The 11934-nt window shown below is 64.2% G+C and carries 10 protein-coding genes; 7 read left to right on the top strand and 3 right to left on the bottom strand.

What is annotated here, in order from left to right:
* Positions 1 to 17: 17 nt before the first annotated feature.
* Positions 18 to 1037: a TRAP transporter substrate-binding protein gene (locus D3F03_RS01860; RefSeq protein WP_119107660.1), complete on the bottom strand. Its 1020-nt coding sequence runs from the start codon at positions 1035 to 1037 to the stop codon at positions 18 to 20.
* 134 nt (positions 1038 to 1171) lie between these two features.
* Between D3F03_RS01860 and D3F03_RS01855 the strand changes: the two genes are divergently transcribed.
* The 3 genes from D3F03_RS01855 to D3F03_RS01845 all read left to right on the top strand — a co-directional run bounded on the left by D3F03_RS01855 (position 1172) and on the right by D3F03_RS01845 (position 5125).
* Positions 1172 to 2230: a LacI family DNA-binding transcriptional regulator gene (locus D3F03_RS01855; RefSeq protein WP_119107659.1), complete on the top strand. Its 1059-nt coding sequence runs from the start codon at positions 1172 to 1174 to the stop codon at positions 2228 to 2230.
* A 136-nt stretch (positions 2231 to 2366) separates the two neighbouring features.
* Complete coding sequence (locus D3F03_RS01850) at positions 2367 to 3737, top strand: tryptophanase (RefSeq protein WP_119107658.1); 1371 nt, start codon at positions 2367 to 2369, stop codon at positions 3735 to 3737.
* Between the two features lie 134 nt (positions 3738 to 3871).
* Complete coding sequence (locus D3F03_RS01845; protein WP_245960466.1) at positions 3872 to 5125, top strand: NRAMP family divalent metal transporter; 1254 nt, start codon at positions 3872 to 3874, stop codon at positions 5123 to 5125.
* Positions 5126 to 5272: 147 nt separating this feature from the next.
* Here the strand turns inward: D3F03_RS01845 and D3F03_RS01840 are convergent, their stop codons facing one another.
* A complete protein-coding gene (locus D3F03_RS01840) occupies positions 5273 to 5731 on the bottom strand; it encodes a hypothetical protein (protein ID WP_119108512.1) in 459 nt (152 codons plus the stop codon).
* 160 nt (positions 5732 to 5891) lie between these two features.
* Positions 5892 to 6539, bottom strand: coding sequence for a C40 family peptidase (locus D3F03_RS01835; protein ID WP_119107657.1), 648 nt, complete (start codon positions 6537 to 6539; stop codon positions 5892 to 5894).
* 126 nt (positions 6540 to 6665) lie between these two features.
* On the opposite strand from D3F03_RS01835, the gene D3F03_RS01830 reads away from it, so the two are divergent.
* The 4 genes from D3F03_RS01830 to D3F03_RS01815 all read left to right on the top strand — a co-directional run bounded on the left by D3F03_RS01830 (position 6666) and on the right by D3F03_RS01815 (position 11883).
* Entirely contained in the window at positions 6666 to 8258 is a 1593-nt protein-coding gene (locus D3F03_RS01830) for a thymidine phosphorylase family protein (protein WP_119107656.1), read from the top strand.
* A 2-nt stretch (positions 8259 to 8260) separates the two neighbouring features.
* Positions 8261 to 9187, top strand: coding sequence for a ribose-phosphate diphosphokinase (locus tag D3F03_RS01825; RefSeq protein ID WP_119107655.1), 927 nt, complete (start codon positions 8261 to 8263; stop codon positions 9185 to 9187).
* 85 nt (positions 9188 to 9272) lie between these two features.
* Positions 9273 to 9875 carry an isochorismatase family protein gene (locus D3F03_RS01820; RefSeq protein WP_119107654.1) on the top strand — a complete coding sequence of 201 codons (603 nt, stop codon included), beginning with the start codon at positions 9273 to 9275 and terminating at the stop codon, positions 9873 to 9875.
* A 55-nt stretch (positions 9876 to 9930) separates the two neighbouring features.
* Positions 9931 to 11883, top strand: coding sequence for a propionate--CoA ligase (locus D3F03_RS01815; RefSeq protein ID WP_119107653.1), 1953 nt, complete (start codon positions 9931 to 9933; stop codon positions 11881 to 11883).
* Positions 11884 to 11934: the final 51 nt, after the last annotated feature.

Raw genomic sequence — 11934 nt, 5'->3', positions numbered from 1 at the left:
GGGGAACGTGGGTCGAATCAGGCCAGCTTGCCCACCGACTTTTCCAGCAAGCCCCAGGCCTCGTCGCCAAAGCGCCCTTTCCACTCGCCGTAGAAGCCGGCTTCGCGCAACTTGGCGCGGAAGGTCTCGGCGGCAGGGCGGTTGATGGCCAGGCCTTTGGACTGCAGGTCGCCCACGACCGACTCGTTGAGCTTCTTGATGTCGTCCCGCTGCCCCATGCCGGCGTCGTTGATGGCGGCAGACACGATGGCCTTGAGGTCGGCCGGCAGGCGCTCCCAGGTGCGGCCGTTGGCAATGAACCAGTAACCGTCCCAGATGTGGTTGGTGAGCGAGCAAAATTTCTGCACTTCGTACAGCTTGGCGACCTGGATGATCGGCAGCGGGTTTTCCTGCGCGTCCACGATCTTGGTTTGCAGCGACGAATACACCTCGCTGAACTGCAGGCTGGTGGGCGAGGCGCCCAGCCCCTTGAACATGGAGATCGACAGCGGGCTGACCGGCACGCGGATCTTCAGGCCGTCAAGGTCTTTGGCGGTGGTGATCGGCGCCTTGCTGCTGGTGGTCTGGCGAAAGCCGTTGTCCCACATCTTTTCAAACGTGTGCAGGTGCATCTTGGCGATGGCGGCGCGCACGTGGGCGCCCAGATCACCGTCCATGGCCGACCACACCTGGTTGTAGTCAGAGAAGGCAAATCCCACCGCGTTGATGGCCGCGACAGGCACCAGGGTAGCGATCACCAGCGCCGAGGGTGTGAAGAAATCTATGCCGCCCGAGCGCACCTGCGAAAGCATGTCGGTATCGCCGCCCAACTGGTTGTTGGGGAAGATCTTGATGTCCACGCGCCCCTTGCTCTCTTTGAGGATGCGATCGCAGGCCTCCTTTGCGCGGATGTTCAACGGGTGCGTAACGGGCAGGTTGTTGCCGTACTTGAGCGAGAACTCGGCGGTCTGCGCCATGGCCGGCAAGGCTGTTGTCATGCCGGCAACCGGCACAGCGGACAGGGTGCGCAACAGGCTGCGGCGGGTCATTTCTGTCATGGTGTCTCCTGGTTGATAGATGATGACTTTTGATGCATCATTTTTAGAAAGAGCCTTGACGATATGGGTTGGATGCCATAGCGTCAAATTACTTTGTTGATGTATTTTGATGTTTTTTCTAGGGTAAACCCGAGATGACCAAGGGCTCCAAAACGTTCGCCAAACCGGCACTTTTGCCCGATGTGGCACGGTTGGCAGGCGTTTCCACGGCCACCGTTGACCGTGTGCTCAACCGGCGCGCGGGCGTGCGCACGGCCACGGTACAGCGCGTGCTGCGCGCCGCTGCGCAATTGCGCTACCTTCCCGAGAGCGACCTCTACGCAGCACTTGCGCCGCAGCCTATGCGGCTTACGTTCCTGTTGCCCGGCGGCACCAACCGCTTCATTCGCATGATGGGTGACAGCGTCGGCTATTTGCAGGACCACTGGGCGCCTTACAACGTGTGCTGCCATGTGGAGTTCATTGAAAGCTTCAACCCCGATGAACTGGCACGCAGCCTTTTGCGCGCTGGCGAGCGGGCCAACGGTGTCGCGTTCATGGCGCTGGAGCACCCGGCGGTGCGCGAAGCGGTTGACAGCCTGGCTGAGCGCAATGTGCCCACAGTGACGCTGATCTCGGACATCTCGAGTACCCGGCGAGCGGCCTATGTGGGCCTGGACAACCGCGCCGCGGGCCGGACGGCGGCCTACCTCATCGGCCGCTTCATCGGCCCGCGTACGGGCAGGGTGACCAAGGTGGCGATGATTGCCGGCAGCCTGAGCTACCGCGCCCATGAAGACCGTGAAGCCGGGTTTCTTCAGCTGTTTCAGGAGCAGTTTCCCGAGGTCGAGGTCGTGGGCCTGCGTGAAGGGCATGACGACGCAGCGAAAAATTATGCGCAGACCCGGGTGCTGCTGGAACAGCACCCGGAGTTGGCCGGCATCTACAACATTGGCGGTGCCTCGGATGGCGTTGCCCGCGCGTTGGAAGAGGCCGGGCGCGCACAACAAGTCGCCTTTGTCGGTCACGGCCTCTCGCCCGACACGCGGGCGCTCTTGATTCGCGGCACCATGGACGCCGTGATTACGCAAAGTCCGCAAACCGCCATGAGCAGCTGCGTGCGCATTTTCGCCAACGTGCGCGATGGGCTCGAACCCATGGGTGGTGTGGAAGTGGCGCGCAGCCAGGTTATTTTTCGCGAAAACCTGCCGTGACGGGCAGCGCCAAACCTGCGGCCGTTGCACTGCGCGCCATGGCGCCACGTGGTGCGATCGTTGCTATTAACCGACACCACGCCCCAAATCCCGGTGATAACTTTGCGCCACTTTTCCTACACGGCCAGAGACCACCATGCCCAAAACCCTCATCGAACCCTTTCGCATCAAGAGCATCGAGCCCATCCGCATGACCACGCGTGCGCAGCGCGAGCAACTGCTGGAAGCGGCGTATCTGAACGTTTTCAAGCTGCGCGCCGAAGACGTATTGCTCGACTGGCTGACCGATTCCGGCACTGGCGCCATGTCCAGCCGCCAGTGGGGTGCCATCATGGAGGGCGACGAGAGCTATGCCGGCGCGCGCAGCTTCTACCGGCTGGAAAAAGTGATCCAGGACATCACCGGCATGCAGCACTTCGTACCCACGCACCAGGGCCGCGCGGCCGAGAAGGTGTTGTTCACGGCGGTGTGCAAGAAGGGCGATCTGGTACCCAACAACTGCCACTTCGACACCACGCGCGCCAACCTCGAATATTTGGGCATCGAGGCGGTCGATCTTGTCATTCCCGAGGGACTGCAACCGGCGTTGATCTACCCCTTCAAGGGCAACATCGATCTGGCGCGCGCTGAGGCCATACTGGAAAAAGAGGGAGCGCGCATTCCGTTTGGCATGATCACCGTGACCAACAACACCGGTGGCGGCCAGCCCGTGTCGATGGCCAACATCCGTGCGTATTCGGCCTTGCTCAAGAAGTACGGCAAGCCCTTCATCATGGACGTGTGCCGCTTCTCGGAGAACGCCATGTTCATCAAGATGCGCGAGCCGGGCTACGAGAACACCCCCATCCGCGACATCGTCCAAGAGATGTTCTCGTACTGCGACGGCGCCACCATGAGCGCCAAGAAAGACGCCATGGTGAACATCGGCGGCTTTATCGTGCTGCGCAGCGACGAATGGATGGACGGCGTGCGCAACGGCCTGATCATGATGGAAGGTTTTCCCACCTACGGCGGTCTGGCCGGGCGCGACCTGGAAGCCATGGCCGTCGGCCTGGAGGAGGGCATGGACGAGGACTATCTGCGCTACCGCCTGCGCACCGCCGAATACCTGGGCGAGCGGCTGGACGCCGCTGGCGTCGGCTTCGTCAAGCCCACCGGCGGCCACGCGGTGTACATCGACGCCAAAACAGTGCTGCCCGACATGCCCGTGGCGCACTACCCCGCCTGGGCGCTGTGCAACGCGCTGTACCTGGAGGGCGGCATTCGGGGCGTGGAGATCGGCTCGGTCATGTTCGGCAAGCGCCTGGCGGATGGCACCGAGACCTACCACAGCATGGAACTGGTGCGCCTGGCGTTTCCGCGGCGGATGTACACGCAGTCGCACTTCGACTACGCCGCCGAGGTGATCGCCGAGGTCAAGCAGAAAGCAGCGAGCATCCGCGGCGTGCGCATCACCAAGCAGCCGCAGTTTCTGCGCCATTTCACCTGTGAGTGCGCCTGGGTGTGAGGAAAGAGGGGCAACGGAGCTGCGAAATGACTTAAGGCACCACCACCGGTGCCGGCCTGTGGCCTTGATGGTCACCCGTTGCGGCTGATTCCGGCTTGCATGATAATGAGAAGCATTATCATTGAAAGCACGAAATGACAAATGCAACCGCGCTGGCAATGCCGCTTCGCCGTCCGCGATGGGGTCGCTTTGCGGCCATTGTCGGGCCGGGCACCGTGGTCATGCTGGCGGACACTGACGCCGGCAGCATCATTACCGCGGCACAGAGCGGTGCCCAGTGGGGCTACCGTCTGCTGCTCTTGCAGGCGGTGCTGATTCCCATCCTCTACATTGTCCAGGAGCTCACCGTCCGGCTTGGCATCGTCACCGGCGAGGGCCACGCACGGGGCATCCGCAAGCATTTTGGCCCGATCTGGGCCTGGATATCCGTCTCCACGCTGCTACTGGCCTGCGTGGGTGCCCTTGTGACAGAGCTAAGCGGCGTTGCCGGCGTCGGCATGCTGGTGGGGATACCGGTTTGGGAGAGCATGGCCATCGTGGTGGGGGGCTTGGTGTTCATGGCTTATACGGGGTCGTACCAGACTGTCGAGCGCATTGCCCTGGCGGTCGGCCTGTTCGAACTTGTTTTTCTTGTTGTCGCCTGGCAGGCGCATCCTGATATTGGCGCGATGGCGGTTGGTGCTGTGTCCATCCCGTTCTCTGACCCGAAGTACCTGTACCTCGCAGCGGCCAACGTCGGCGCGGTGATCATGCCCTGGATGGTTTTCTATCAGCAGTCTGCCGTCGTGGAAAAAGGCCTGACCGCCGAGGATCTTCCGGCCGCGCGCTGGGACACCGCCATGGGTGCCGTTGTCACCCAGATCATCATGGCCGCTGTCCTGGTGGTCACTGCCGCCACCATCGGCAATGCCCACAAGGGGCAATCCCTGGACACCGTTCAGCAGATTGCCCAGGCGATCACGCCCTTCGTTGGCGAGCACACGGGCACCTTGATGTTCGCGCTCGGCATGATTGGGGCCGCGCTGATCGCGACGATTGTTGTCACGCTGACGGCCGCTCGCACCCTGGGCGAAATCCTTGGCTTCAAGCATTCGCTGGCGTACCACCCGCGTGAAGCACCTTGGTTCTATGGTGTCTACACAGTCGCCCTCGTGCTTGGCGCCATACTTGTTGCCTCTGGCGTTGATCTGGTCGAGTTGAGCGTGGGTGTCCAGGTGATGAACGCGCTCTTGCTGCCTATCGTCCTGGGTTTTCTCTTCATGCTCGCGCGGCGGGCGCTCCCGGCTCCGTACCGCCTGTCGGGGTGCTACAGCTGGATCGTGGGCATCACGATCGCGGTGACCGCTGGGTTTGGCCTGTTTGCCGGGCTATGGGGAATTTTCACCTGAATGGCTTGAGCCTGGGTTTGGTAGCCGGCCGCTGTTTTGGTGCCCCAGAACCCCCTGCGATACCCATTTTCAATCGGGGAAATATATAATCAAATATGGCTTAAACGCTTATCCAACAAGCGTATGCAGCTATAGAAAGCAGAGTGTTCAGCCCCGGGGCGGCGGCAACTGCAGCTGCGCCGCCTCGGCCACGGCGATGCAGTCACGGATATGCTGCTCGCCCAGGAAACGCAGCGTGGCGTAGCCCAGTGCTGCCGAGACAGCCTGGCCGGCCAGCGGGATGTACTTGCTCAGCTGTTGTGTGGTCAGGCGCAGGCCTGCGGTGCGCACGGCCTTGAGCACCAGATCGCGGGTGATGAACTTGCCAATCAGCACCGAGCCCACCATGGCCACGGCCTTTTGCACCTGCTCGCGCTTGTGGGGGTCGAGGGCGTCGAGTTGCGCGGGTGTCAGGCCGAATTCGGCGCTGATTTGCGGCAGCAGGCGCGAGAGCAGGGCGGCGTCCACCGCCCAGTCCAGGCCCGGCACCGGCACGGTGCTGGCGACAGCCGCGACCAGGGCCCGGCGCTTGAGCAGGCTGCGCGAGCGCTGCGCGGCCGCTTGCATGGCGGCCTGGTACGGGGTTGCGGGCGGGGTGTCCGGCGCGCTGCCAACGCTTGCAGCCTTGCGTGCGAGGATGTGCTTGAGGCTGGCCATACGGTCAATGCGACAGGCCCGAGCGGGCGCTCAAATCGGCCGCTGCGCAGCGTGCCGGGATTTTGTTCGCTTATTCGCTTATGTTCGACACTGCGCTCAGCCGGGCGCTGGCTTGTTCGTCCAAGGTGACGTGGCGTGCACCGTTGAAGCGCTTTTTCCAATAGCTGTCTTGCAGGTCGTCTACGCGCACCTTTTCGCCAGACCGGGGCGAATGAATGAACTTGCCGTCGCCCAGGTAGACGCCCACATGGCTGAAGGCGTGGCGCATGGTGTTGAAAAACACCAGATCGCCCGGCTGAAGATCGCGCTTGTCGATGACCTTGGTCGCAGCCGCCTGGTCCTTGGCGCGCCGGGGCAAGACCAGGCCGGCGGTTTTTTCGTACACCGCTCGGACGAAGCCGCTGCAGTCGAATCCGGTTCTTTCGCTGTTGCCGCCGCGCCGGTAGCGCAGACCCATGAAACCCATGGCCGTGGTGACCAGTGCCGATGTGTTGTCGGCCACCGTGTGCGCCTGGTCCACCACCGTATGGCCCACCTGCTCGAAGGAGCGCAGCACCAGGGACTCGTGCAAGGCAGGCGCTGCCGCCGGGCCCGTGTCGCTCGCTTGCAGCGGTATGGCCTGCGCTGTTGGCGCATCGGCAGGGGGTTCAGCGGGGGTTGCAAATACCGTCTGGGCACAGAAGGTGGCAATCAGCAGGGGGTAAAACCAACGGGACATGGGCGCGGAGGGTAACACGACTTCGATTCGTGCCCTTTTCTGCCTTTTGTCAGCCCCGCAACGCGCTGGCGCAGTGGGTGTTGCGTTACGCTGGGTGGGTTCTGAGTGAAACACTGCACAAGACTTATGAGTCCAGACCCTTGCGTTGCCAGCGAACTTGCGTCGACCGGAGCCGCCACCACTTCATGCCTGGCCCTGCGGCGCGTGGCGATCGACACCTGGCGGGAGAATGTCGCCTACCTGCACCGCGACTGCGCGGTGTACCGAGCGGAGGGTTTTCAGGCGCTCTCCAAGATCGAGGTGCGCGCCAACGGGCGGCGCATCCTGGCGACGCTCAACGTGGTGGACGATGAGGCGCTGGTCGCCCAGCATGAAATTGGTCTCTCCGAGGACGCGTTTGCACAGCTTGGCGTGCAAGAGGGGCACAGCATTGCCGTGGCGCAGGCCGAGCGGCCGGCTTCCATGGACGCCTTGTTTCGCAAGCTGGCGGGCGAGCGGCTGCAACGTGAGGACTTCCGCGCCATCATCCACGACATCGTCGACAAGCGCTATTCCAAGATTGAGCTTACCGCCTTTGTCGTCGGCTGCGCGCGCGACGAGCTCGATCGCGAGGAGGTGTATTTCCTCACCGACGCCATGGCTGCCAGCGGTCAGCGGCTCGACTGGCACGAACCCCTGGTGGTGGACAAGCATTGCATCGGCGGTATTCCCGGCAACCGCACCTCCATGCTGGTCGTGCCCATCGTCGCGGCGCATGGGCTGCTCTGCCCCAAGACCTCGTCGCGCGCCATCACCTCGCCTTCCGGAACCGCCGATACCATGGAGGTGCTGGCCGAAGTAGAGCTGCCGCTTCCCCGCCTGCAGGACATCGTGCGCGAACACCGCGGCTGCCTGGTGTGGGGCGGCACGGCCCAGCTTTCGCCGGCGGACGATGTGCTGATCTCGGTCGAGCGCCCGCTGTCGATTGATTCGCCTGGGCAGATGGTGGCGTCCATCCTGTCCAAGAAGCTGGCTGCAGGCTCCACGCACCTGCTGCTTGATATTCCCTTGGGGCCTACCGCGAAAGTGCGTTCCATGCCCGAGGCGCAGCGCCTGCGCCGGCTGTTTGAATACGTGGCCCGACGCCTGGGTTTGGTGCTGGACGTGGTGATTACCGATGGCAGTCAGCCGGTGGGGCAGGGCGTGGGGCCGGTGCTTGAAGCGCGCGACGTGATGCGCGTCCTGCACAACGATCCATTGGCGCCGCACGACCTGCGCGAGAAGGCGCTGCGCCTGGCAGGCCGCATGATCGAGTTCCACCCCGACGTGCGTGGCGGTGCCGGTTACGCGATTGCGCGGGACATTCTCGATTCCGGCCGCGCCCTGGCGCGCATGCAGGCCATCATGGAGGCCCAAGGTGCCCACAGCTTTGACGCCGCACACCCGCCGCTGGGGCAGCTCAGCTTCGAGGTCGGCGCGCCCGCGGCCGGCGTGGTGGTGGGCATTGACAACCTGCAAATCGCCCGTATCGCGCGCCTCGCTGGTGCCCCCACGGTACAGGTCGCCGGTGTCGATTTGCTGTGCAAGCTAGGCGATGCCGTAGCCCCTGGCACGCCGCTGTACCGCGTGTATGCCAGCTTCCCGGCCGATCTGGAGTTTGCGCGCCAGGCCTGCACGCGCGCGAGCGGCTACCGGATTGATGGCGCGGTGCCCGCCGGCGCCTCCCTGGAAGAAGGCTGAGCATGCACAGCCCCGCCGAACCCACTGTTTGCCTGCTCCACTTTGCCGATGAGGCCGCAAGCGCAGCGCGCCTGGCGGTTGCCGCTGGCTTGCACCCTGTGGCGATCGAATGCCACCGCTTCCCGGATGGAGAGATCAAGCTGCGCCTGCCAGTGGACGCCGCAGGCCGCTTGCCCGGCCGTGCCGTGCTGCTGCGCAGCCTGCACCACCCCAACGAAAAGCTCGTCGAACTGCTGCTTGCCGCCCAAGCCGCGCGCACGCTGGGGGTTCAATGCCTCGCCCTGGTGGCACCCTACCTGGCCTATATGCGCCAGGACATCGCCTTTCAACCCGGCGAGGCGGTGAGCCAGCGCATCGTCGGGCCGTTTCTGGCCGGGCTTTTCGACGCCGTGGTCACCGTGGACCCGCACCTGCACCGCGTGGCCCGGCTCGAAGACGCGGTGCCGGCGCGCGCCTGTGCCGTGATCAGCGGCGCGCCGCTGTTGGGCGACTGGATTGCGGCGCAGCGCGCGGCACCCTTGCTGATGGGGCCCGATGGCGAATCCGCCCAGTGGGTGGCGCAGGCGGCGGCGCGCCATGGGTTCGACCATGCGGTGTGCCACAAGACGCGCGAAGGCGACCGCAGCGTTACGGTGACGCTGCCGCAAGTGCCCCTTGCGGGGCGCAGCGTGGTGCTGTTGGACGATGTGGCCAGCACTGGCCACACATTGGCTGAAGCGGCAAGGCTGTTGCTGGCGGCGGGCGCGGCATCGGTCGATGTGGCGGTGACGCACGCACTCTTGTCGGATGCGGATCTCGCCGCCTTGCACGGCGCCGGAATCGGCGACTTCTGGAGCACCGATTGCATCCCCCATGCCAGCAACTGCGTGTTCATGGCCGACGCGCTGGCACAAGCCTTGGTCCAAGTGCTGGCTGCGGTGCCGGCGTGACTGTCGGTGTGATTGTCGGTGTGATTGTCGGCGTGACCTGCACGGCGACAATGGCGCTATCTGCAAAATAAGAGAAGGAAACCCAATGCTGCTTGAAGCCTCCGAATGCCAACTGGTGCTGGTGGACTACCAGGAGCGCCTGATGCCGGTCATCCACGACGCAGAGGCTACGCTGGCCAACGCCGTTCGCTTGGCGCAACTTGCCAAGCTGATGGACGTGCCGGTGTGGGGCACCGAGCAAAACCCCTCGCGCCTGGGACACAACGACGAGCGGCTGCGCGCCCTGTGCAAGGACACGCTGGCCAAGATGCATTTCAGCGCTGCCGAAGAAGGCCTGGGCGAGTGGCTGCGCCCACCCGCCAAGCCCCCGGCGGGCAACGCCCGCAGCCTGCCCAAACACCTGCAGAAGACGGCGCAGGCCGCGCCACCCCGCAACAGCATCGTCATCGCTGGCTGTGAGGCACATGTCTGTCTGCTGCAAACCGCGCTTGGCCTGCTGGAAGACGAATTCGAGGTCTGGGTGGTAACCGACGCATGCAGCTCGCGCACCGAGCGCAGCCGGGACGCCGCCTACGACCGCCTGGCAGGCGCAGGGGCCGAGCTGGTCACGACCGAGATGGTGGGCTTCGAGTGGCTGGGCAGCTGTGAGCATCCGGCTTTCCGCCAGGCGCTTGCACTCATCAAATAGGGTGCGCTTGGCCAGACGGGTGCGTCAGCTTCCCGCAAGCCCGTCATGAATAATTATGAATTCAGAATCGCCGTACCATGCGGCTATTGAGTCGTTCCAGGAGACCTGTTCCATGACCAGCTACGCCAAGTTTTACCGTCAATCCATTGATCAGCGCGACAACTTCTGGGCCACCCAGGCGCGGCTGATCGATTGGCAGACGCCGCCCGAGCAGGTCTGCGACTACAGCAACCCGCCGTTTGCGCGCTGGTTTGTCGGCGGCACCACCAATTTGTGCCACAACGCGGTGGATCGCCACCTGGCTGAGCGTGCGGACCAGGCCGCACTGGTCGCCATTTCCACCGAAACCGACACCGAGCGCAGCTACAGCTTCCGCGAACTGCACGCCGAGGTACAGCGCATGGCCGCCAGCCTGCGGGCGCTGGGCGTCAAAAAGGGCGACCGGGTCTTGATCTACATGCCCATGGTGGCCGAAGCCGCGTTTGCCATGCTCGCCTGCGTGCGCATTGGCGCCTTGCACAGCGTGGTGTTTGGCGGTTTTGCCTCGGGGTCGCTGGCGTCCCGCATCGACGATGCAACGCCTGTGGTGATCGTCAGCGCCGACGCCGGTTCGCGCGGCGGCAAGGCCGTGGCGTACAAACCACTGCTCGATGACGCCATTCGCCTGGCCAGCCACAAGCCGCAGGCCGTGCTGCTGGTGGACCGGGGCTTGGTACCCATGCAACTCGAAGCTGGGCGCGACCACCTGTGGGGCGAACTGTGCGCGCAGCACCTCGATGCCGAGGTGCCCTGCGAGTGGCTGCCTTCCACACACCCCAGCTATACGCTCTATACCAGCGGCACCACGGGCAAGCCCAAAGGCGTGCAGCGCGATACCGGCGGCTACACGGTGGCACTGGCGGCCAGCATGAAGCACATTTTCGACGCGCGTCCTGGCGAGGTGTATTTCGCCACCAGCGACATCGGCTGGGTGGTGGGCCACAGCTACATCATTTATGGCCCGCTGATCGCGGGCATGACCACCATCATGTACGAAGGCCTGCCGACCCGGCCTGACGCCGGCGTGTGGTGGAGCATCGTCGAAAAATACAAGGTCACGCACATGTTTTCGGCGCCGACGGCGGTGCGCGTGCTCAAGAAGCAAGACCCGTCCTGGCTGAAAAAATACGATGTCTCCAGCCTCAAGGCCCTGTGGCTGGCCGGTGAGCCGCTCGACGAGCCGACGGCGCAGTGGATCAGCGACGCGCTGGCCGTGCCCATCATCGACAACTACTGGCAGACCGAAACCGGTTGGCCCATCCTCACGCTGGCCAACGGCATCGAGCAGCAGGCCACGCGCTTTGGCAGCCCCGGCAAGGCCATGTACGGCTACAACGTCAAGCTGATCGACGAGGCCACCGGCGAGGAGCTGACAGCGCCCAATCAGAAGGGCGTGGTCGCCATCGAAGGCCCGCTGCCCCCCGGCTGCCTGCAGACCATTTGGGGCGACGACGAGCGCTTCGTCAGCACCTACTGGAGCACCATCCCCGGCCGGCAGATCTACAGCACCTTCGACTGGGGCATTCGCGACGCCGATGGCTACTACTTCATCCTCGGCCGCACCGACGACGTGATCAACGTCGCCGGCCACCGCCTGGGGACGCGCGAGATCGAGGAATCGATCTCGTCGCACCCGAACATTGCCGAAGTCGCCGTGGTGGGCGTGGCCGACAGCCTCAAAGGCCAGGTGGCGATGGCGTTTGCCGTGCCGCGCGATGCGACGGGGCTTGACGACGCCGCAGCGCGCCTCAAGCTCGAAGGCGAAGTCATGAAGCAGGTGGACAAGCAACTGGGCGCCGTGGCCAGGCCATCGCGCGTGTTCTTCGTCACCGCACTGCCCAAGACGCGCAGCGGCAAGCTGCTGCGCCGCGCGCTGCAGGCCGTGGCCGAGCGGCGCGACCCCGGCGATTTGACAACCATGGAAGACCCGACAGCGCTGCAGCAAGTGCGCGCCATGGTGGGCGAATGAGCTATTGAATCAGTAGCTGCTAGCGCTTATGGGATAAGCGCTAGAGCCTGA

Source organism: Simplicispira hankyongi, from assembly GCF_003570885.1.
Taxonomy (GTDB): Bacteria; Pseudomonadota; Gammaproteobacteria; order Burkholderiales; family Burkholderiaceae_C; genus Simplicispira; species Simplicispira hankyongi.
This window is presented reverse-complemented; position numbering and strand designations above follow the sequence as displayed.

Coding starts and splice junctions, on each gene's coding strand:
- D3F03_RS01860 (WP_119107660.1), bottom strand. CDS start 1,037: ATGACAGAAATGACCCGCCGCAGCCTGTTGCGCACCCTGTCCGCTGTG.
- D3F03_RS01855 (WP_119107659.1), top strand. CDS start 1,172: ATGACCAAGGGCTCCAAAACGTTCGCCAAACCGGCACTTTTGCCCGAT.
- D3F03_RS01850 (WP_119107658.1), top strand. CDS start 2,367: ATGCCCAAAACCCTCATCGAACCCTTTCGCATCAAGAGCATCGAGCCC.
- D3F03_RS01845 (WP_245960466.1), top strand. CDS start 3,872: ATGACAAATGCAACCGCGCTGGCAATGCCGCTTCGCCGTCCGCGATGG.
- D3F03_RS01840 (WP_119108512.1), bottom strand. CDS start 5,731: ATGCAAGCGGCCGCGCAGCGCTCGCGCAGCCTGCTCAAGCGCCGGGCC.
- D3F03_RS01835 (WP_119107657.1), bottom strand. CDS start 6,539: ATGTCCCGTTGGTTTTACCCCCTGCTGATTGCCACCTTCTGTGCCCAG.
- D3F03_RS01830 (WP_119107656.1), top strand. CDS start 6,666: ATGAGTCCAGACCCTTGCGTTGCCAGCGAACTTGCGTCGACCGGAGCC.
- D3F03_RS01825 (WP_119107655.1), top strand. CDS start 8,261: ATGCACAGCCCCGCCGAACCCACTGTTTGCCTGCTCCACTTTGCCGAT.
- D3F03_RS01820 (WP_119107654.1), top strand. CDS start 9,273: ATGCTGCTTGAAGCCTCCGAATGCCAACTGGTGCTGGTGGACTACCAG.
- D3F03_RS01815 (WP_119107653.1), top strand. CDS start 9,931: ATGAATTCAGAATCGCCGTACCATGCGGCTATTGAGTCGTTCCAGGAG.